Source organism: Catenibacterium faecis (genome assembly GCF_014306455.1).
Taxonomy (GTDB): Bacteria; Bacillota_I; Bacilli_A; order Erysipelotrichales; family Coprobacillaceae; genus Catenibacterium; species Catenibacterium mitsuoka_A.
In genome coordinates this window covers 13,304-36,585 of the sequence record NZ_JACRWG010000012.1, presented here as the reverse complement: position 1 = coordinate 36,585, position 23,282 = coordinate 13,304, and the positions used below count along the sequence as shown (strand labels likewise).

Here is a 23,282-nt window from a genome sequence, read left to right as displayed (position 1 = left end):
CCTCCATATATATGAAAACACTATGAACATTTGTCCATAGTGTTTCTTATTCATTAAGCGTCATGGTGAGCAGAAACAAATTCTTCTGCTTCATCAAACATTGTAGATTCAGGAGTGAAGTTTTCAGCTTCTTCTCTTGATTTTTCAAGTTCAGCCTGCTGAGCAGCTTCTTCTTCCTCTCTCTTAATTGTTTCGTCAGACTTTAAAGGTCCTCTTAAGCCAGTACCTGCTGGTAATAGCTTACCGATAATAACGTTTTCTTTTAGACCCTTAAGTGGATCGACTTTACCTCTGATGGCAGCATCAGTAAGAATTCTTGTAGTTTCCTGGAATGATGCAGCTGATAACCAAGAATCAGTTTCTAATGAAGCCTTAGTAATACCAAGTAAGATTGGTCTACCTACAGCTGGATGTTTACCTTCCTTAAGAACCTGTCTGTTTAATTCAGTGAAGTTCTTAACTGAAACATGAGATCCTGGTAATGCGTCTGTATCTCCGCCTTCTACAATCTTCATTCTTCTCATCATCTGCTGAATGATGATTTCGATATGCTTATCAGAAATTTCGATACCCTGTAATCTATATACCTGCTGTACTTCTTTTAAGATGTACTTTTCTACAGCTTCTGCAGAGGCAACAGATAATAATTCTTTTGGAGAGATAGAACCTTCAGTAATCTTATCACCTGGTTCAACAATATCTCCTTCTTTTACAGCTAACTTAGCACCAATTGGTGTTAAGTAAGTCTTAGTTTCAAGATCATTTGCGACAGTCACTTCTGAACGCTGGTTGTTATGGTCACCCTGAGTTGTAATTGATGAAACATGTCCATTGATTTCAGAAATAATAGACTTAGCCTTTGGAACACGTGCTTCAAACAATTCCTGGATACGAGGAAGACCCTGTGTGATATCGGCGTCACCGGCAACACCACCCATGTGGAATGTACGCATTGTAAGCTGAGTACCTGGTTCACCGATTGACTGTGCAGCCATAATACCGATTGTTTCACCAAGTAATACTTCCTGACCAGTTGCTAAGTTTAGACCATAGCACTTACGGCAGATACCGTTCTTAGACTTACATCCGAAGATGTTTCTAATTTCAACAGTCTTGATACCAGCATCAGATACTGCTTTTGCTGATTTTTCAGTCATTAATTCATTTGCATGGACAATGATTTCACCAGTTGCTGGATCAACGATATCCTTTAATGAAGTACGACCAATAAGTCTATCTACTAATGGTACGATGACGTTACCATCAGCTGTATTAATTAATTCAGATACTTTGAATCCCTTATCAGTATGACAATCATCTTCTGTGATAATAACTTCCTGAGCTACATCGACAAGACGTCTTGTTAAGTAACCTGAATCGGCAGTCTTTAAGGCTGTATCTGTAGAACCTTTACGGGCACCATGTGTAGAAATGAAGAATTCTGATGCAGTTAAACCTTCACGAAGGGCAGACTTGATAGGAAGTTCGATAGTTTCACCCTTAGGGTTACTCATCAATCCACGCATACCTACAAGCTGAGTGAAGTTAGAGATGTTACCACGGGCACCTGAATCTGACATGATGAAGATTGGGTTATCACGGTCAGCTTCGAACTCATCTTTAACGATACCAGTAACTTCTTCTTTAACGTCATTCCATAATTTGATTACGGCTGTATAACGTTCATGTTCTGTTAACTTACCTTTGTTGTATAACTTCTTGATGACTTCAAGATGTTCATCAGCATCATCGAATAAGTGATACTTATCCTGAGGAATCTGAATATCGTAAGCTGATACTGTAATACCAGCGATAGTTGAATAATAGAATCCCTGATTCTTTAATCTATCAAGCATGGCATGGATTTCATCAACTGGACAGATCTTGAAGTATTCATCGATGATTGCTCCAAGAGTCTTCTTAGTGAACTGCTTGATTAAAGGCTGATTCTTAATATGTTCCTTGATATCTGTACCATAAGGTAAGAAATATTTCATAGGAGTTGCTTTTAAGCTTGCCTTATCTGGATCATTTAAGTATGGGAATTCACCTTCAAAGATCTGGTTGAAGATAATCTTACCTACTGTAGTGACTAAGTACATGTTGTTCTGTTCTTCAGTGAATGTCTTATTCTTTAATGCTGAAGCACGGATTGCAATTCTTGTATGTAAGTTAACAGTCTTATTGTAATAAGCCATTAATACTTCATTTACATCAGCAAATACTGTACCTTCACCAATCTGATCAGCTTTTTCTGTTGTTAAGTAATAGTTACCAAGCACCATGTCCTGTGATGGAGTAACGATAGGTTTACCATCTTTTGGACCAAGGATATTTCTAGAACCAAGCATTAACTGTCTTGCTTCCTGAATTGCTTCTTCACCAAGAGGTGCATGGATAGCCATCTGGTCACCATCGAAGTCGGCGTTGAATGCTGGACATGCTAATGGGTGAAGACGAATGGCACGACCTTCTACTAGCTTAGGTTCGAAAGCCTGGATACCTAATCTATGTAATGTAGGGGCACGGTTTAATAATACTGGGTGATGTTTGATAACATCTTCAACGATTGGCCAGATCTTATCATCCATCTTATCAATCATACGTTCAGCAGCTTTGATATTAGTTGCTAATTCGTTTCTTACTAATCCAGAGATAACGAATGGCTTAAATAAGTTAACAGCCATTTCTCTTGGAATACCACACTGGTACATCTTTAATGTAGGTCCTACAGCGATAACTGAACGTCCAGAGTAGTCTACACGCTTACCAAGTAAGTTCTGTCTGAAACGTCCCTGTTTACCTTTAAGTGTATGTGAAAGAGATTTTAATGCTCTTCCTCCAGCACCTGTAATAGGCTTAGAACGTCTACCATTATCAATTAAAGCATCAACGGCTTCCTGAAGCATACGCTTTTCATTCTGTACGATGATACTAGGTGTACCTAATTCTAATAATTTCTTTAAACGGTTGTTACGAGTAATGACACGTCTATATAAGTCGTTTAAGTCACTTGTCGCAAAACGACCACCGTCTAGCTGAAGCATTGGTCTTAAATCAGGTGGAATAACTGGAAGAACATCCATGATCATCCATTCTGGCTGGTTATTAGAACTTCTGAATGCATCAATTGCTTCAAGTCTCTTTAATAACTTCTGTCTCTTCTGACCCTGAGCTTCTTTTAACTGAGTTTCTACATCTTCAAGTTCAGCATCTAAGTCAACCTTCTGTAATAATACTTTGATTGCCTCAGCACCGATTTTAGCCTGGAACTGACCACCGAACTTTTCAACACAGTTACGGTAATCTCTTTCAGATAATACCTGCTTGTATTCAAGTGGTGTAGAACCTTTATCAGTAACAACATAAGATACGAAGTAGATGATTTCTTCTAACTGTTTAGGTGACATATCAAGGATAAGTCCCATACGAGATGGAACTCCCTTTAAATACCAGATATGTGCTACTGGAGTAGCTAATTCGATATGACCCATTCTTTCTCTTCTTACTGAAGAACGAGTGACTTCGACACCACAACGGTCGCAGACAACACCTTTATATCTTACTTTCTTATATTTACCACAAGCACATTCCCAGTCCTTAGTTGGACCAAAGATTCTTTCACAAAATAAACCATCTTTTTCAGGCTTCTGTGAACGATAGTTGATTGTTTCAGGTTTTTTGACTTCGCCATATGACCATTCACGAATCTTCTCAGGAGAGGCTAAACCGATCTGAATTGCTGAAAAATTATTATTCTCTGCCATTATTCTTCCTCCTCACCGCTTTTTCCAAATAATCCTTCGATAATATCATCGACTGATTCTGGAGCTTCATCATCATCGAAGCTGTCTTCTACGATTTCATCTTCACCTTCGGCAACGAATTCTTCGTGAGTGTCAACTTCTTCATCTTCTTTTTCTTCTTTATCATCATTTTCTTCATCTTCTTTTGGCTTCTTAGGCGCATCGAATGAACGAGGGAAACGACGATCTTCATCTTCGATATTACCTACATTGATTTCATTACCTTCATCATCTAATAGACGAATATCTAATGCCAATGCCTGTAATTCTTTCTTTAATACTCTGAATGATTCAGGTAATCCTGGTTCAGGTAACTTCTGTCCCTTAACAATTGCTTCATAAGTCTTAACACGTCCTACAACGTCATCTGACTTAACTGTTAAGATTTCACGTAATGTATATGCTGCACCATAAGCTTCAAGTGCCCATACTTCCATTTCCCCGAATCTCTGACCACCGTTCTGAGCTTTACCACCAAGTGGCTGCTGAGTAACAAGTGAATAAGGACCAACTGATCTTGCATGTAACTTATCATCAACCATGTGACATAACTTGATCATGTACATGATACCAACTGATACTTCGTTATCGAAATATTCACCAGTTTTACCAGAAATAACTTTCTGTTTACCATTTTCTGGCATACCAGCTTCCTTCATGATATTTTCTAAGTCCTTAGAATTGATACCATCAAAGGCTGGAGTAGCGAAATACTGACCACCTAACTGTCTAGCAGCATAACCTAAGTGTAATTCTAATACCTGACCGATATTCATACGAGATGGTACCCCTAATGGGTTAAGCATGATATCAAGTGGTGTACCATCCTGTAAATGAGGCATATCTTCTGTTGGTAAGATCTTAGAAATGACACCCTTGTTACCGTGTCTACCTGACATCTTATCCCCTTCAGAAATCTTACGCTTCTGAACGATATATACTTTAATAACCTTGTTTACACCTGGCTGTAAATCATCTCTTTCAACTTCTTTATAAGCAAGAGAGTTTGCTGAACCATACTTGTTTTCAGTCTTTCTTTCTTTACCTCTACGAGTGAATACTCTGATACGATGTACGATACCAGAACCACCATGAGGTACTCTTAATGAGTTATCTTTAACTTCTCTTGATTTTTCACCAAAGATAGCTAATAATAGTTTTTCTTCTGCAGATAATTCTGCCTGTCCCTTAGGAGTGACTTTACCAACTAAGATATCGCCTTCCTTAACTTCAGCACCAACACGGATAATACCGTTTTCGTCTAAGTTAGAACGAGCATCATCACCTACGTTAGGGATATCTCTAGTAATTTCTTCAGGACCAAGCTTTGTATCACGACATTCAATTGTATATTCCTGAATGTGGATAGAAGTATAGTAGTCTTCTTTTACAAGCTTTTCATTCATGATGACAGCATCTTCGTAGTTATAACCATTCCATGTCATGAAACCTACAAGAACGTTCTGTCCTAATGCTAATTCACCCTGTTCCATAGCTGGTCCATCAGCAAGAACCTGACCCTTAAGAACATGTTCACCAGCCATAACAATTGGACGATGGTTGATACATGTACCAGCGTTAGATACAGTGAACTTTAATAACTTGTATGTCTTTTCGCCACTTTCACCTTCAACGATGATCTTCTTAGCGTCAGCATATTTAACAGTTCCTTCTTCTTTCGCAACAACTGCAGCACCAGAGTCTCTTGCAGCCTGGAATTCCATACCTGTTCCTACATAAGGCGCATGTGGATTTAATAGAGGTACAGCCTGTCTCTGCATGTTACATCCCATAAGGGCACGAGTGGCATCATCGTTTTCCAAGAATGGGATACATGAAGATGCAACTGATACGATCTGTTTAGGTGAGATATCGATGAAGTCGATTTCTTCTGGCTTAGCCATGATGTTTTCACCTAAATGACGTGAAATAACCTGTTCATCAATGATACGGTCATTTTCATCAGTCTTAACTTTTGCCTGAGCAATAATATAATTCTTTTCTTCATCTGCTGTTAAATAACGAATATCATTTTCATCAATAACGCAGTTATTTACTTTACGATATGGAGTTTCAATGAATCCATATTCATTTACTTTTGCATAAGATGCAAGTGTAGAAATCAACCCGATGTTAGGACCTTCTGGTGTTTCGATTGGACAGATTCTACCATAGTGAGATGGATGGACGTCTCGTACTTCATAACCTGCACGGTCTCTTGATAAACCACCAGGACCTAAGGCAGAAAGACGTCTCTTGTTTGTTAATTCGGCAAGTGGGTTAATCTGGTCCATGAACTGAGATAACTGAGAACTTGCGAAGAATTCTTTGATTGCAGCAGTCAATGGACGAATGTTTGTTAATGACTGTGGAGTCATAGAATCATCTTCAGCTAAAGACATTCTTTCCTTAACTACTCTTTCCATACGTGATAAACCAATACGGAACTGGTTCTGAACTAATTCACCAACAGTTCTAACACGTCTGTTACCTAAATGGTCGATATCATCTAATAAACCAATACGGCTCATTAAAGACACTCTATCTTCTGCTGCTAAGTCCTGAGAATCAAAGATATCAACAAGGTTAAGCATATAAGAATATGCAGCAATAAAGTCTGAAATAGTGACAAACTTACTATCTAATGAAAGATCAGTACCGATTACTCTCATCTTGATAGACTTAGATTCATCTGTATATACATCTAATACCTGAATAGTATGATTAGAATGCATATTTTCGTTAGTTTTAATTTCTTTTGTATGTGCACCTGCTTCAAATACTGGCTTTAAGATTTCTAATTTATCTTTAGTAATCTTAGTACCTTCTGTCATTACAACGTTGCCATCAACGTCAACAACATCTTCAGCAAGAACACGATCAGCGATACGATCTAATAAGCTTAATTTCTTACGTAGCTTAAAACGACCTGCTTTTGCTAAATCATAACGCTTTGGATCGAAGAAACGCGCAAATAGTAATGAGTTAGCACCATCTAAAGTAGCTGGTTCACCTGGTCTCAACTTACTATAAATTTCCATCAACGCATCATCAGTGTTATGTGTTGGATCCTTTTCAAATGTATTGTAGAGGAACTGGTGTTCTCCGAAAACTTCAATAATATCTTCATTTGAAGAAAGTCCTAGAGCACGTAAAAGAATAGTACCTGGAATCTTCTTCTGACGGTCAATACGAACATTTAGAACATCCTTGGCATCATTTTCAAATTCTAACCAAGTACCACGAGATGGGATCACCTGTCCATTGAAGACAATCTTACCAATCTTGTCTGTTCCATTACCAAAATAAGCTCCTGGAGAACGAACTAACTGTGAAACGATAACACGTTCTGCACCATTAACAACAAATGTACCTGAATCTGTCATTAATGGGAAATCACCCATAAATACTTCACTTGTCTTGATTTCTCCAGTTTTCTTATTTACAAGACGTAAAGTAGCACGCAAAGGAGCTGCATAGATTGCATCTCTTTCTTTACTTTCATCTGCATCATATTTAGGCTCATCAAAACGACAATCTACAAACTCCAATGATAATGTGTCGTTAAAATTTGTGATAGGATAAATATCCTCAAATACTTCTCTTATACCTTTTTCCTGAAACCACTTAAATGAATCTGTCTGAATTTCGACAAGGTTAGGTAGTTTCAAAGAACCACTAATACGAGAATAATTGCGTCGCTTAATGCGGCTTTCTGCAGTTCTTACATTCTTTTCCAAAATCCGTTCCACTCCTTTTTTAATCTCTATCTGCAAGCTAAAAAGGGTCAAAATGACCTGCTTTTATACATGAGTAGGCATTTTAGTATACTAGCACAAGGGTACTTTTGTGTCAACCCAAAAAGGGAAATTTATACAATTTCCCTATAGTTCATTATTTAATTGATTGAATTATGTAATAGCCTTTATTTCGCTTCAATACTTCCGCATTCCCAAAGACTTCTTCCATGCATTTCTTAGCACTTGGTGCACCCTGCTTCTTTTGTATGACAATCACAAGGCGTCCATTCTTATTTAAGTGTGAATAACTTTCTTTAAGAATAGTAGTCACAACACTCTTGCCAGCACGAATTGGAGGATTAGAGATGATCATATCAAATGTCTTCTCTACATTCTCATATGCATTACTTTCATATACATGCATATCTTCAAGATGATAATCTTCAATTGTACGTTTAGCAAGTTCCATTGCGCGTCTATTGACTTCAACCATATCAAATGCGACATTTGGATAAACCATCTTTAAGCTGATACTTAAAGCACCATATCCACACCCAACATCCAATACTGATTTTACACCTTCTAGATTAACGGTGTCAAGTAGTGTTCTTGAACCGAAATCTACACTATCCTTAGAGAAAACACCACGATCACTATGAAACTCAATAGAATGTCCTTGATAATCGAAGTGAATAATCGTTGGTCTGCTTTCTATTTCATCATTTGTATAATAGTGTGACATTCTCATTCCTCATAAGAAAAAAGCCCTAAGATAGGGCTTTTATAATTGTGTTTGTATTAAATTACTTTAATTCAACAACAGCACCAGCAGCTTCTAAAGTTTCCTTTAACTTAGCACCTTCTTCAGCTGGTACGTCTTTCTTGATTTCAGATGGAACCTTGTCAACTAAGCCCTTAGCATCAACTAGTCCTAAACCAGTGATTTCTCTAACAGCCTTGATAACTTTAACCTTTGTAGGTCCAACTTCCTTAAGGATTACTGTTACGTTAGCAGCAGGTCCTTCTTCTTCAGCAGCAGCAGCAACTGCAACTGGAGCAGCAGCTGTAACGTCGAACTTTTCTTCGATTGCTTTTACTAATTCGTTTAATTCTAAGATTGTAGCTTCTTCTAAGTAAGCTAAGATTTCATCAGTTGTTAACTTTGCCATTTTAATATTCTCCTTTATTTCGATATTAAGCAGCTGCTTCTGCTTCAGCAGGAGCTGCTTCTTCTGCAGATCCGTCTGCTTCTTTGTCAGCTACAGCTTTAACAGCTCTAGCAACTTTTGATACTGGTGCCTTTAAGCAAGCCAATAACATTGATAACATACCTTCTTTGTTTGGTAACTTTGAAAGTTCCATAACTTCTTCTTTGCTCAATAATTTGCCTTCAACGATTGCAGTCTTGATTACAAGAGCTTCGTGATCCTTAGCAAATTTTGCTAGTACTCTAGCTGGAGCAACAGCGTCATCATGACCAAATGCAATAGCGTTTGGACCAGTTAAGAACTCATCTAATTCCTGTTTACCACAAGCTTCTGTAGCACGAAGAGCTAATTTGTTCTTATAAACTTTAAGTTCTACATTTTCAGCTCTTAAAGCACGACGAAGTTCAGTAACTTCATCAACAGTTAAGCCACGGTATTCAGCAACTACTACTGACTGAGCGTTAGATAACTTATCAGTGATTTCGTCGATGACTGCCTGTTTAGCGACTAATACTTTTTCGTTAGCCATTGTTACACCTCCATAAAAATTTTATTGCAACAATATACACGTTATATTAAAACCCCTAGTTTACCTAGGGGTTTGTCATTTTCATACATGACAATATCCCTCGGTAACAAATTGAGACTTGCGTCAGTTACTGTCTACGGTATATTGATTGCGGCATTAATAATTAAGCAGCAACTTTTACTGCTGGACCCATTGTAGATGAAACTACGCAGTTTTTAACGTAAGTTCCTTTAACTGCAGCAGGTCTGATTCTTAATAATAAAGCATGGATAGCTTCATAGTTTTCAACTAGCTTAGCGCTGTCGAAAGATACACGACCGATTGGAAGATGTACGTTACCATCTTTATCAGTTCTATAATTAACTTTACCGCCCTTAGATTCATTAACTGCTTTAGCAACATCCATAGTTACTGTACCAGTCTTAGGGTTTGGCATTAATCCCTTAGGACCTAAAACACGTCCTAATTTACCAAGCTTAGGCATCTGATCAGGAGTAGCGATCATAACATCGAACTCTAACCAACCTTTAGCGATTTCATCTAAGATTTCCTGGCCACCAACTACGTCAGCACCAGCGTTTCTAGCTTCTTCAGCCTTTGGACCTTCAGCGATAACACAAACTCTCTTTGTTTTACCAGTTCCGTTAGGAAGCACGATAGCTCCACGTAACTGCTGATCTGCATGTCTAGTATCAAGGTTTAACTTGAATACAAGATCAACACTTGCATCGAATTTAGCAGTAGTAGTCTTCTTAACTAATTCAATTGCTTCTTCGATTGAGTATAGCTTGCCAGCTTCAATCTGCTTAGCAGCTTCTACATATTTCTTTCCTTTTTTTGACATTTTCTTTCCTCCTTAAGTGGTCTTAACGGATAGACCTCCCACTGTAATGACGGAATTCAACTCCATCAGATTGCTAATTAATTAAGCGTCTAAGCCTTCTACTTTGACACCCATGTTACGTGCTGTTCCAGCAACGATTTTCATTGCTGCTTCTAAATCATTAGCGTTAAGGTCAGGCATTTTGTATTCTGCGATTTCCTTTAACTTATCAGCACTTAGAGTAGCAACAGTCTGCTTTGAATCACTTGCAGCTTTCTTGATACCACAAGCCTTCTTAATCATTTCAGCAGCTGGAGCTGTCTTTAATACGAAATCAAAGCTCTTGTCTTCATAAACAGTCAAAATTACTGGTACAGTTTCACCATGACGATCTTTAGTCTGATCGTTGAATGCTGTACAGAATTTTGGCATCTGAATTCCTGCACCTGCTAGAGCTGGTCCTGGTTTAGCACCACCTGCTGGGAACTGGATCTTCATAATTCTTACTACTTTTTTACCATTATTTGCCACGGTACACACCTCCATTAAAATATTGTCCGTGCTGTGGTTCGTTTGGGCCGAAACCCTCCCACGCATTTGACGCCATGCGTCGATTACAAATTATACATAATACAAAGCAAAAATCAATGCTTTTTTAATTTTTTTTGACTTTTTTTACTCAATTGATTTTAAGGACTCTACCATATTCACTTGATCAAGAATATGACGCATCGCCAAATTGATAATAATTGTAAAGCCCACTGTCATACCAAACGCAATTAAATAGATATAAAGCGGCATTGTACGAATAAATAACATATTATCCATTTCTACCGTTAATACAACAAATCGATGAAGGAAATAACCAAAAAACATACCAAGAGAGGCACCAATCAAAGAAAGAATGATATTCTCTCTAAAGATATAGTCACAATATTCTTTACGATGGAATCCTAATACCTTGATTGTTGCGATTTCACCTTTACGCTCACCAATGTTGATGTTCGTTAAATTATAAAGAACAATAAAACAAAGTAAGGCAGCACATCCTGATAAGATGGCAACAATAATATTTAATGAAGACATTCTTTGCTGGAATTCATCAAGTGTTGCAGTGAGTCGTTCCATACTACCAATATCATGATGATCAAGATAGTTCTTCAAGGCGTTGATATTTGATTTCTTTGTATTCATATCTACATAAAGTATAGAAGCAGATGGTTTCATACCAGTCAGATTTTCATAGAAAGTCTTACTCATATAGACTTGATGATTGACATAGTGTTCTACGATATCTGCCACCTTGACTGTGTATTTACTATTATTAAGAGAGAAAGTAAATGTTTCTCCTTTTTTCACATTCAGCTTTTCTGCAAGCTTCTGTGAGATAACAACACCCTCATCATTTAAGATAATCTTCTTTTTTGTTTTATAATCCTTAAAGTGAATAAAATTCTTAATTTCATCCGCATTGTCATACACAATCATCGTACTATAATAATCTTCACTATTGCCTAGTACTGTAATATTTTGACGCATAGCACTCGTTAAATTATGAATACCTTCTAGACGCTTGATCTTATTTTCAATCTTTTTTGTATCCTCTACATTACTATTAAGTTTAATAAGTGCATCATATTTATATACTTCTACATATTGTGAAGGAATGATTTCAGAACAGCTGTTCTTAACACCAAATCCCAACATGATTAAGGCTGTGCATCCCGCAATACCAATAACAGACATCCAGAAACGTTTTTTGTAACGGAATAAGTTTCTCATAGTCACCTTCTGATTGAAGTTCAATCGTTTCCAAATAAAAGGTATACGTTCCATGAGTATTCTTTTACCTGCCTTAGGTGCTTTAGGACGCATCAAGACAGATGGTGTAGAAACAAGTTCCTGTAAACAGACACTTAATGTTGCAAGTAATGTAACACCAACAGAAATAAGTATAGTTACAAGTGAAATAGACCATTTCTGTACCAGTACTGCTGATTGATTAATGCCATACATTAAATATGTGAATAAGAAATAGATAATACGAGGGAATGCCTGATTACCTACTAATATGCCTAAGATACAGGCAAAGAATGTTGCTAGAAAAGCATAGACAATATATTGCATTATAACATCCTGTTTACTATATCCTAGTGCACGAAGTGTTCCACAATAGCCTCTTTGTTCTTCTATCATACGTGTCATAGTTGTAAGAGATACTAAAGCAGCTACTAAGAAGAAGATGAGTGGGAATACTTGTGCAATAGATGCAATGGCCTGTTTATAGGATTCATAAGTCGCAATACCGACATTTTCACTTTTAGTAAGTGAATATAGAGTGCCTTTGGGAATCTGACTTAATTGTGATTCTGCTTGTTCTATTTGTGCTTTTGCCTGATCTAGCTGCTCTTTTGCTGTGTTGAGCTGAACCTTCGCATTATTCTCTGTGACTTCAAGTTTACTTTGCTGGATATTAAGTTCTGCTTCAGCTTCATCTAATTGTGATTGGGCTTTTTCTAATTGTATACGCCCTTCTAGTAATTGGCCTACGCCTTGAAGTTTCTGATTAAACTGACCCAAACTTTCATTCATCTCAGTAAGTATCTTTGTATAAGCATCCTCTGCTGATTCTTTATCCTTAATACTACCTAGAGTATCTTTAATAGAGTTCTGAAGTGTTTTGATTTCCTGATCTATTTTCTTAGTTTCATTATAAGCCTGCTGTGAGGCTTGAGTAACCTGTGAGGCTTTCTTTAAATAGACCTTCTTTTGTTCATAGAACTGAATACGTGCTTGAGCTAACTTCACCTTACCCTCTGATATCTGTGAATTAAAAGAATCTAGATTACGCTTATATTCCTGATAACCTTCTTCATATTGTTTCTTTGCATCATCTAACTGTGATTGCATATCTCCTGTTAATTGATCATATTGATCACTTATTTCTTCAGATAATGTACTCTTGATACGTGTATTTACTGTTTCAATCATATCATCATAATCAGAACTAAATAAATCATACTTCTGGGCACCTTCTACATCTACAAGTAAAGAAGTATATAGATGATCATTGTTTCTTAACTGGGCAACCTTACTATTGAGTCCTAGTTCTCTTGCCCCATCATTTAACACTTCCACAAATCCACTATTGGTTCCATCACCTAGTGTATTGGTGCCTCTATCTACATTACTGATATATCGAGGATCATTCACAATACCTACAATCTTATATGTCTTAGTCCCATTATCATTAGAAAGTTCAATCGTATGACCAATTTTGTAATTGTATTTACCTAGATTGACATCAATAATACATTCATCTTCTTTTTTAGGATAACGTCCTTTTACTATTTCAGGACGATCCAGCATATTTTGATCATAGTGATCCTGTGAATAAACAGTGACACCTGATTTACCATCCTTATGTGAAAATAAAGCATCAAACTGATAACATGGGACAACCTTCTTTACACCCTTAAGGCTTCTTACCTTTGCGACATCTTCATCAGAAAAGCCAAGTGTCGCAATATAAGTAAGATCGGCATAATTATGATTATTGAGATATGTATCTACACTAGAAGCCATTGTATAAGGGGTATTTCTTAATCCTGAAAAGACTGCAGCACCTAAGAATATAATCATGAAGATGGAAAAGAAACGTCCTTTAGACTGACTGATGTTCTTAAAGACAGTTTTCCAATAGAATTTCTTTTTTACCATTCAATATTATCGATGGATTCAGGATGTTCATTATATTCCTGTCTTTCCACTTTTCCATTCTTAAGATGTATGACTTGATCAGCCATTGGGGCAAGGGCTGAGTTATGTGTAATAACAATTACAGTCATTCCATAGTTATCACACATACTTCTTAATAAACCAAGAATTGATTTACCTGTTTGATAATCAAGTGCACCTGTTGGTTCATCACATAATAATAGTTTAGGATTCTTTGCGATAGCACGGGCTATGGCTACACGCTGTTGTTCTCCACCTGATAACTGTGCTGGGAAGTTATCTTTACGGTCTCCAAGACCAACACGTTCTAGAATATCTACTGAATTAAGTGAATCCTTAGAAATCTGAGAAGCAAGTTCTACATTTTCTAATGCTGTTAGGTTCTGTACCAGATTATAAAACTGGAATACAAAGCCAATATCATCTCTTCTATAATCTGTTAATTGTTTATCATCATAAGTCGCAATATTATGACCATCTACAACAATAGTGCCACTTGTAGGTGTATCCATGCCACCAAGCATATTTAATATAGTTGTTTTACCAGCTCCAGAGGCACCTACAATAACTGTGAATTCACCTTTATTTACTTTAAAATTCACACCATTATTTGCATAAATAGTGACATCTCCCATTGTATAGCTTTTCACAACATTCTTTAGTTCAATAAATGCATCCATACATTTAACCTCCTAATATTATTGTAAGTGATACCATTTTTATCTTCAAGCACAAAAAAAAGACATGCATAAGCACGTCTATTCTTCGATCTTCTTAAGCTGAATTAATTCCAAATCAATAGGTGTAAGGTTACCTAAGAAATCAACAAGTACTGTTGCTGTTTCTTTTTCTTTATCGATAGATTCTACTTTACCACTCTTAGCTGCAAATGGTCCAGCAAGAACTTCTACATAATCACCTACACCAAAATCAATTTCTACAGCTGTAGTCTGTACACCCATTGACTTTAAGATTGGATCTAATTCTCTCTTATTTACTGGGAAAGGTTTTGCCCCTCCACCAGATGATCCGATGAATCCTGTAACACCTGGTGTATTACGAACAATATACCAAGCTTCATCAGTCATGATCATTTCTACAAGAACATAACCAGGGAACATATTTACTGTCTTGTTCACTTTCTTACCGTTCTTGATTTCTGTTTCAACATGTTCTGGAATCACAATATTGAAAAGGATATTCTGAAGTCCCATTGATTCAACACGTTTTTCAAGATTTTCTTTTACTTTATTTTCATGACCTGAATATGTATTAACAACATACCATTGTCTTCCTTCATTATTGGAATCATGAGTTTCTTCAGTATTTTCTACTTTAGTTTTTAATTCTTCTGCCATATTAACTTAACCCCAATGTCTTTAAAATTAATGCAATTAATGCATCTGCGCCATAGAAATAAACACCTAGAATTACTGTAAATGCAAGTACTACAAATGCATCACGAGCTAATTCTTTCTTTGTTAACCAATGAACATTTTTAATTTCCTGACGAATACCTTTTAGAGAAAACCATTCTTTAAATTTTAATGGATTCTTATCTTCTTGTTCTTCTAAACGTCTTTGACGTTCTAATTTTTTTGCTTTTCTAAGCTCCTTGCGTTCCTGCTTAAGCTTTTCTTTTCTAGCCTTATCATCCATGGATGCAGCCTCCTTATTTCGATTCTCTATGTATCGTATGCTTACCGCATTTCTTGCAGTACTTACGTAATTCTAAACGTTTTACATTTGTTCTGTTATTCTTATAAACTGAATAATTACGTGATAAGCATTCCGTGCATACTAAGATTACCTTTTCTCTCATCTTATCACTCCTTAACCTAAATTAATTTATCATAAATACACAATATCGTCAATTGATAATTAAGAACTCCCCTAATGGATGTGCTCTTAATTTAGTCATTACACGATAAACACTGTTATAAACACACTTTATTGAAATATTAAGCATCAGTGCCACCTCTTTTTCAGGATATCCTAATAAAACAAGATGAAAGATCTTTTGATCTCTTTCTGATGTCTCATTCTGGATAATCGCATAAATAAGTTCCCAGATTTTTTCTAGATTCTGTGCCTTTTGTGGAGAGTACTCCACTTTTTGATCTGCAATCAATTCACCATAAGTGCGTGAATCTTCATAGTTCACAATCTTATCTAGAGAAACAGATTTCTTTTCATAACGGGTAAAGAAAGTATATTGTTTCTTGAGTAATGATTGCATCTTTTTAATAATACAGCTTTTCGCATATACATCAAATGTAGTATCCAAGTCATCACGATAGCTCCAGAATACTTTATCGAAGGTAATCAATCCTACCTGCAATAAATCCTGTGGTTCTAGAGACATAGATGAGATATACTTCATCTTTCTCATCACTGCTTTGACTAAAGCATCATAATAACTATAAAGATATTGTAATGCGACAGGATCATTAGATCTTGCTAAATAAATCAGTTCCTTTAATGTACGATCATCCATAGATCATCCTCCTCTTAGAGAGGATGACGTGAGTTATATACCTGATAAAGTAATACGGCAGTAGCAACAGAGGCATTGAGTGAATTGACATGACCTACCATTGGTAGAATGACATTCATATCACAATGTTCTTTTACTAAACGAGAAATACCAAATCCTTCTGATCCAATCACAAGAACTAGTGGCATATTGTAATCTACAGCACGATAATCTGTAGAGTTATCTAATTCACAACCTACTACCCAGAATCCTTCTTTCTTTAAAGAATCTAGAGTACGAGATAAGTTAGTTACCTGAGCCACAGGAACATGGTCAATAGCACCAGTTGATACCTTTGCGACTGTCGCATTTAAACCAACAGAACGCTTCTTACCAATAATAATACCATCTACACCAATTGCATCACATGTACGAATAATAGCCCCTAGGTTGTGAGGATCTTCCATACCATCAAGCATTAATAAGAGTGGCTGTTTTCCTTCTGGAATGTTACGTACGATATCTTCTAAAGGTGTATAGTCATAACCATCAATTAAAGCCATTACACCTTGATGGTTTACATTCCCTACAAGTTTAATAAAGCCATTTTTATCCGTCATCCTCATTTTTATATTATTCTTGCGACACAACTTCACAATATCATCATTCTTTGACTGGTTCTGAATCATTACTTCATGAACCTGTCTTGGTCCTGTTAATAGTTCTCTGACGGTGTTTTTACCATAAATCCATTCTTTCACTTTGTCACTTCCTCTTCTTCCACATATTTCTTAAATAATTCAAATATTTCATCTAATCTTTCTGTCTGCTTAGTGAGATAAAGATGTCCAATCATTGATTCAAAGCCAGAAGACTGGTTATGTACAACAACTGATTTATTCTTAACTGAATGTCCTTTGCAGTTACGCCCGCGTTTGAATAAGCGCACTTCTTCTTCAGTAAAGAAGTTTTTAGAGAGGGCATATTTCATAAAACCTGCATGGGCATAAGCACTGACATATTTAACAGAAGCTCTTTGTAATTCATGAGGCTTCATAATTCCCTTCCCTGTGAGTAAATATTCACGGACATATACTTCAAAGACTGCATCACCTAAATAAGCAACCGCGAGCGCATTCATTAACTCTGGACGCATTATAGAATGCCTCTTTCAGTTAATTCTTTTCTAACACGGTCTGCTTCATCAAAGTTCTTTTCTTTCTTGTAAGCATTCCATTGTTCATATAAAGCAATATCTTCTTCAGATAATTTAGTACCTTCAAATAAGAAGCCTAAAACATCCCCCATCTTAACAAGAGTTGCATATTCAGTCGCAATGACATCATTGTCTTTTTCTCTCACACGCATCACCTGATTAAGTACTTTTACCTGATCTAATACTTGTGTTAATGCAAGAGATGTATTTAAATCATCTTCTAATGCATTGACCATTGCATCCACAGTTTCCTTCTTATAATCATGAGCAGGAACATGATTCACCTGTAAATATAAAGATGCATTCTTAGTCGCATTTTCTACTTTAGATACTTCTTTACGTACGCCTGCAATGACATCATCTGTCATATTTAATGGATTACGATAGTGAGTAGATAACATCAACCATTTGAATACATTGCATCCAAATTCTACAATTAAATCCTTAGCCCATAATACATTACCTAAAGACTTAGACATCTTTTCACCATCGATATTGATCATCTGGTTATGCATCCAATAGTTGGCGATAGGATGTCCATTATAAGCCATAGACTGAGCAATTTCATTTTCATGATGAGGGAACTTTAAATCCTGTCCTCCACCATGGATATCAATCTTACCATCTTTGAATAGCTTATTAATCATGACAACACATTCAGTATGCCATCCTGGTCTACCTTTTGACCAAGGTGTATCAAACTGAATACCTTCATTTGTTTTCTTCCATAATGCGAAGTCAGTTGTACTTTCTTTCTTCTTGTCATCTTCAGATAGTGTACGATCACTTGCACCCGCAATCAAATCTTCTACCTTAATACCTGATAACATACCATATTCTTTAACCTTAGTAACACGGAAATAAACATCTCCATCTACTTCATAAGCATAACCCTTATCAATTAGTGCCTGGATGAAATCAATGATTTCAGGCATAGTTTCAGTGACTCTTGGTTTATATGTAGGATCTTCAATGTTTAATCCTGCTCTGACATCTTCATATGCTTTGATATATTTATCAGTCAATTCTTTTTCTGTAATACCTTCTGCTTTAGCAGCTTTGATGATCTTATCATCTACATCTGTATAGTTAGATACAAAAGTCACATCATTACCTAGATATTCAAAAGTACGTCTTAATACATCAAACACAATCATTGGGCGTGCATTCCCAATATGAGCATGGTTATAAACTGTAGGACCACAAATATAGATAGAAACTTTGCCTTCTTCAATTGGCTTAAATTCTTCTTTTTTGTTTGTTAATGTGTTAAATAGTCTCATAACATCCTCCTCAAATAAAAAAAGCTCATGATAAAGACGATCCACCTTACCATAGCTTTTCACTCTTAACGCAAGTCAAACGTTCTTTCTTTCAAAAAGACTCAGATGGGTGCATCCTAGAACCTCCCACTAGATGCTTTCACCACTTCATCCTCGCTGTAAGCTTCTTGTTCTATTCATTCTCATCTATAATTTATTTCACTATATCAAATTATCGCCTATTCTTCAAGACAAACGCCGTTCTTATTTCTTTGTATCAGTTAATTTTTTTGAAAGCTTATCTAAACCTTTGGATGTGAGAGAAAGACTTTTGGCTCCAAAGTCTTTCAAATCATTTATACCCTCCTTGAATTCTTCTGTCTCTGTGACCTTTTTTATACCTTCTTTCGCTTTCTTATAAGTGTCTGATTCAGAAATAGTGGTTGCTGCCTCTTTCGCACGATTAACACATTTATTAACGTTCTCTTCACTTAATATTTCTTCTGTATTCTCTTTTACCTTCTGAATACCTTTTTGTACTTCTTCACTTTCAGCAAACTCTTTGACTTTATCTAATATACTCATAATATCATCTCCTAAGCAAAAAGATGGAGGAAACTCCCCCATCTTTGTATTAACCAAGTAATGAACCAAATACTCTTAAGTATTCATCAGCTGAACGGTCCCAGTCTAATTTTTCAGTCATAGCACGATAAATTAAACCATTCCATTGATCTTTATCATCATAGTAGATATGTAATGCATAATCGATAGTGTCCATCATTTCATGAGCATTATAATTAGCAAAACTGAATCCAGTACCAGTACCATCAAATTCATTGAATGGCTGAACACTGTCTTTTAATCCACCAGTTTCTCTAACGATAGGAATTGTACCATAACGTAAAGACATCATCTGAGATAATCCGCATGGTTCAAATAATGAAGGCATTAAGAACATATCACAGCCTGCATAAATACGACAAGATAAACCAAAATCATATTTTAACTGTAATGAAATCTTTGGATTACCAAAACCAGCAATTTCTTCTAATGGTTCTTCATATTTCTTATCACCAGCACCAAGAATTAATAACTGAACCTTTCTCTGCAAGATTTCTTCCATACGATTAAGGATCAAGTCTAAACCCTTCTGCCATGTTAATCTAGTTACAATACCAATAAGTGCAACATCAGGATCCTGTGGTAATCCTACCTCAGCCTGTAATGCAAGCTTATCCTTCACCTTTTCAGTATAGACGCTATTAGCGTTGAAATGGTAAGGAATATTTGGATCTGTTTCTGGGTTATTTGTATCATAATCGATACCATTCAAAATACCATAAAGATCATCTTTACGCATAGCAAGGATACTCTGTAATCCTTCACCATAAGCATCTGTTAGAATCTCCTTGGCATAAGTTGGAGAAACAGTTGTAATTGCATCTGAATAAAGAATAGCTGCTTTCATCATGTTCATGCAATCATCATTACGTACATTACCGTTGTAATATAAGTAGTTATCTAAACCGAATAGATCATTCAATAAGAATGGATCACATTTACCCTGATAAGCGATATTATGGATTGTGAATGTAATCTTCACATTACCATAGAAATCATAATAGCAATATCTTTCTTTGTATAAAGGCGCAATCATAGCAGTCTGCCAGTCATGTAATGACAAGATATCTGGCATGATATTTAAACGAGATAAGCATTCAAGAACTGCAAAGTCATAAAATGCAAATCTTTCATAATCATCATCATACCCATATAAACCAGGTCTTCTGAAATATTGTTCATTATCCACAAAGAAATAAGTCACACCATCATATACTGCCTTAAAGACACCACAATAGCATCTTCTCCATCCTACCCATAAATAGAAGTTAGTCACATATTCTAAAGTTTCTGGAAACTTGATATCCTGATACTTAGGAAGAATGACATAACATTCATGACCTTTCTTCACAAGTTCTTTTGGTAAAGAACCGATAACGTCAGCGAGCCCTCCAGATTTAATATAAGGAAGTGCTTCACCAGCAGCAAAAACGATTCTCATTAGACAATGTCACCTTCTTTGACATACAATGGATCACTTGCATCGCCAATAAGTTCTTTAACATGTTTTACCTTAGCATCTTTATCCATAATAACATTTTCAAGATGAGCACCTGCTTCTACTGAAGAACCACTAAATAGGATAGAGTTCTTAACAACAGCGCCTTTACCAATCTTAACATTACGTCCTAAGATACTATTTTCTACAGTTCCATCAACAAATACACCGTTCGCAATATAAGAGCTTTTTACTTCAGCATCCTTCAGATACTTTGAAGGTGGTGTATCGTTAGTATTTGTGAAAATTGGCCAGTTAGACTTGAATGCCTGAGTTGATACATCGATATCAAGGAATTCAAGAGATGTCTTGAAGTAAGCTGCATATGAATCAATGCATTTTGCGAATCCTTTATATTCATAAGCGTTGATCTTCATTTCATCTTTTAAATAATTTAAAGTATCTCTTAAATCGTAGAATACAGATACTTTCTGTGCTTTATAAAGCATCTTGATTAATGCTTTTCTATTAATTACATAAGTTTCAAGTGAGATTGAACGATCCTTGCGATTACCTTTATTTAATTCAAAATCAACAACCTGCTTGTCCTTAATCTTTAAGAAATCAGAACCGATAAATGCTTCATTCGCATTCTTAATTTTCTTATATACTACAGTCACATCACAACCAGATTTTTCATGTGCTTCTACAACATCAGAGAAATCCATAGTAGTAATGATATGTGCTGGAGAAATAACAACATAATCTTCAGTTGATTTTTCTAAGAATGCAATATTTTCTAACATATTGTTGATGTCATGGTTGTACATGTTACTGTTTGCATATTTTTCATCATATAATAATGAAATACCACCTCTTTTAGAGTTAAAGTTCCATGCATTACCAGAACCAATATGTTTCAATAATGATCTTGGTTTTTCTTTTACTAAAATACCAACTTTATCAATACGAGAGTTTGAAAAGTTAGATAATACGAAGTCAATAACACCATAACGACCCAAGAAGCTAACTGAAGCAACTGGACGTCTTTCTGTTAATCCTTTCAAAGATACATCACTGTGTAAATTGATTAATCCTACTACATTTGCCATTTGCTCTTCACTCCTTATCTGCCATTGTCACTTACTAAAGCGACTTCTTTTGCTTCATCATTCACAACTGTTCCAGCTTTAACTACAACGCCTTCATCAATAATTGCTTTCTTGACAACAGCGCCTTCTTCAATAAGAACACCAGGCATTAATACTGAATCAATAACCTTAGCACCTTCACCTACGTTAACATTATTGAATAAAACAGATCCTTCAACTTCACCATTAACAACACATCCCTGTGTAACTAATGAATTCTTTACACTTGCATCTTTACCAATTAACTGTGGTTTACCAAGTGTATCTTCTGAATAGATCTTCCAATCTTTCTTGATGTTATAAAGATCAAGTTCTTTATCATCAAGAAGGTCCATATTTGCCTGCCATAAGCTTTCAACAGTTCCTACATCTTTCCAATAGCCATCAAAAGTCCAAGCATATAACTTCTTCTTATCTGCAAGCATGGCAGGAATAATATTCATACCAAAGTCATGCTTACTGTTTTCATCTGCTGCATCAGCAATTAAGTATTTACGTAATTCTTTATAACTGAAGATATAAATACCCATTGAAGCCAATGTAGATTTTGGTTTTTCTGGTTTTTCTTCGAATTCATAAATATAGCCTTTATCATCTGTATTCATGATACCAAAACGGCTTGCTTCTTTTAATGAAACATTTAGTACAGCAACAGTTAAATCTGCACCTTTTTCTTTATGCACATTCAACATTTCTTCATAATCCATCTTATAAATGTGGTCACCAGATAAGATCAATACATATTCTGGATCATACTGATCTAAGAAGCTAATATTCTGATAAATTGCATCAGCAGTACCTGCATACCAAGTAGCACCTACTTCTCCTCTTTCACGTGCTGGTAAAATTGCAGCAAGTGAGTTATTACCATCAAGACCCCATTTAGTGCCTGAACCAACATAAGTTCCTAGTAGTACTGATTCATACTGTGTTAAAACACCTACTACATCAATACCTGAATTGGCACAGTTACTTAGTGGGAAGTCGATAATACGATATTTACCACCAAAGTAGACAGCAGGTTTAGCAACTTTCGCAGTTAATTCTTTTAATCTTGTTCCACGGCCACCGGCTAGGATCATAGCAACGATTTCTTTACCCATTTCTCTATCTCCTCCTAAAAATGTAATCGCTTTCTTTTCGATAAATCTATTCTATCACAATTGCTGCAATTATGATAGTTATAAGATTCATTTTCATTAAATTCCTCTATTTATTATACTACACATCTATTACATTTTAAATATAAAAAAGTCAGACTTACGTGTAAG

Annotated in this window: 20 protein-coding genes and 1 other annotated feature; all 20 genes read right to left on the bottom strand. The window is 35.9% G+C overall.

Features of this window, described 5'->3' with window-relative positions:
• Positions 1-53: 53 nt before the first annotated feature.
• Positions 54-3,767, bottom strand: a complete 3,714-nt coding sequence (rpoC, locus tag H8909_RS04550) for a DNA-directed RNA polymerase subunit beta' (RefSeq protein ID WP_187012008.1) — start codon at positions 3,765-3,767, stop codon at positions 54-56.
• Positions 3,767-7,546, bottom strand: a complete 3,780-nt coding sequence (gene rpoB, locus H8909_RS04545; protein ID WP_117459729.1) for a DNA-directed RNA polymerase subunit beta — start codon at positions 7,544-7,546, stop codon at positions 3,767-3,769. The genes rpoC and rpoB overlap by 1 nt, the downstream gene beginning before the upstream one ends.
• Positions 7,547-7,700: 154 nt before the next feature.
• On the bottom strand, positions 7,701-8,288 hold the full coding sequence (locus tag H8909_RS04540; protein ID WP_187012007.1) for a class I SAM-dependent methyltransferase: 588 nt from the start codon (positions 8,286-8,288) through the stop codon (positions 7,701-7,703).
• A 61-nt stretch (positions 8,289-8,349) separates the two neighbouring features.
• Positions 8,350-8,715 carry a 50S ribosomal protein L7/L12 gene (rplL, locus tag H8909_RS04535; RefSeq protein WP_006505726.1) on the bottom strand — a complete coding sequence of 122 codons (366 nt, stop codon included), beginning with the start codon at positions 8,713-8,715 and terminating at the stop codon, positions 8,350-8,352.
• 25 nt (positions 8,716-8,740) lie between these two features.
• On the bottom strand, positions 8,741-9,283 hold the full coding sequence (gene rplJ, locus H8909_RS04530; RefSeq protein ID WP_187012006.1) for a 50S ribosomal protein L10: 543 nt from the start codon (positions 9,281-9,283) through the stop codon (positions 8,741-8,743).
• Positions 9,284-9,320: 37 nt separating this feature from the next.
• Positions 9,321-9,441, bottom strand: a sequence feature (ribosomal protein L10 leader region).
• Positions 9,442-9,446: 5 nt separating this feature from the next.
• Positions 9,447-10,127, bottom strand: coding sequence for a 50S ribosomal protein L1 (rplA, locus tag H8909_RS04525; protein ID WP_187012005.1), 681 nt, complete (start codon positions 10,125-10,127; stop codon positions 9,447-9,449).
• 81 nt (positions 10,128-10,208) lie between these two features.
• Positions 10,209-10,652, bottom strand: a complete 444-nt coding sequence (rplK, locus tag H8909_RS04520) for a 50S ribosomal protein L11 (RefSeq protein ID WP_117459723.1) — start codon at positions 10,650-10,652, stop codon at positions 10,209-10,211.
• A gap of 129 nt (positions 10,653-10,781) precedes the next feature.
• Positions 10,782-13,826: an FtsX-like permease family protein gene (locus tag H8909_RS04515; RefSeq protein ID WP_187012004.1), complete on the bottom strand. Its 3,045-nt coding sequence runs from the start codon at positions 13,824-13,826 to the stop codon at positions 10,782-10,784.
• Entirely contained in the window at positions 13,820-14,524 is a 705-nt protein-coding gene (locus H8909_RS04510) for an ABC transporter ATP-binding protein (protein WP_187012003.1), read from the bottom strand. Before H8909_RS04510 ends, H8909_RS04515 begins: the two co-directional genes overlap by 7 nt.
• Positions 14,525-14,602: 78 nt before the next feature.
• Positions 14,603-15,202: a transcription termination/antitermination protein NusG gene (gene nusG, locus H8909_RS04505; RefSeq protein ID WP_187012002.1), complete on the bottom strand. Its 600-nt coding sequence runs from the start codon at positions 15,200-15,202 to the stop codon at positions 14,603-14,605.
• A 1-nt stretch (position 15,203) separates the two neighbouring features.
• Positions 15,204-15,503 (bottom strand): preprotein translocase subunit SecE, encoded by a 300-nt coding sequence (gene secE, locus H8909_RS04500; RefSeq protein WP_022425227.1) that lies wholly within the window; start codon positions 15,501-15,503, stop codon positions 15,204-15,206.
• 13 nt (positions 15,504-15,516) lie between these two features.
• Complete coding sequence (rpmG, locus tag H8909_RS04495; RefSeq protein ID WP_006505734.1) at positions 15,517-15,666, bottom strand: 50S ribosomal protein L33; 150 nt, start codon at positions 15,664-15,666, stop codon at positions 15,517-15,519.
• Between the two features lie 48 nt (positions 15,667-15,714).
• Entirely contained in the window at positions 15,715-16,341 is a 627-nt protein-coding gene (locus H8909_RS04490; RefSeq protein ID WP_117459353.1) for a sigma-70 family RNA polymerase sigma factor, read from the bottom strand.
• A gap of 14 nt (positions 16,342-16,355) precedes the next feature.
• Positions 16,356-17,081, bottom strand: a complete 726-nt coding sequence (gene rlmB / locus H8909_RS04485) for a 23S rRNA (guanosine(2251)-2'-O)-methyltransferase RlmB (RefSeq protein ID WP_187012001.1) — start codon at positions 17,079-17,081, stop codon at positions 16,356-16,358.
• Positions 17,078-17,476 (bottom strand): Mini-ribonuclease 3, encoded by a 399-nt coding sequence (locus H8909_RS04480; RefSeq protein ID WP_187012000.1) that lies wholly within the window; start codon positions 17,474-17,476, stop codon positions 17,078-17,080. Before H8909_RS04480 ends, rlmB begins: the two co-directional genes overlap by 4 nt.
• Positions 17,476-18,819, bottom strand: a complete 1,344-nt coding sequence (gene cysS / locus H8909_RS04475) for a cysteine--tRNA ligase (RefSeq protein ID WP_187011999.1) — start codon at positions 18,817-18,819, stop codon at positions 17,476-17,478. The genes H8909_RS04480 and cysS overlap by 1 nt, the downstream gene beginning before the upstream one ends.
• Before the next feature lie 243 nt (positions 18,820-19,062).
• Positions 19,063-19,383 carry a hypothetical protein gene (locus H8909_RS04470; protein WP_187011998.1) on the bottom strand — a complete coding sequence of 107 codons (321 nt, stop codon included), beginning with the start codon at positions 19,381-19,383 and terminating at the stop codon, positions 19,063-19,065.
• Positions 19,384-19,432: 49 nt separating this feature from the next.
• Positions 19,433-20,863 (bottom strand): glycogen synthase GlgA, encoded by a 1,431-nt coding sequence (glgA, locus tag H8909_RS04465; RefSeq protein ID WP_117459358.1) that lies wholly within the window; start codon positions 20,861-20,863, stop codon positions 19,433-19,435.
• Positions 20,863-21,972 carry a glucose-1-phosphate adenylyltransferase subunit GlgD gene (glgD, locus tag H8909_RS04460; RefSeq protein WP_117459359.1) on the bottom strand — a complete coding sequence of 370 codons (1,110 nt, stop codon included), beginning with the start codon at positions 21,970-21,972 and terminating at the stop codon, positions 20,863-20,865. The genes glgA and glgD overlap by 1 nt, the downstream gene beginning before the upstream one ends.
• Before the next feature lie 14 nt (positions 21,973-21,986).
• Entirely contained in the window at positions 21,987-23,114 is a 1,128-nt protein-coding gene (locus H8909_RS04455) for a glucose-1-phosphate adenylyltransferase (protein WP_117459360.1), read from the bottom strand.
• Positions 23,115-23,282: the final 168 nt, after the last annotated feature.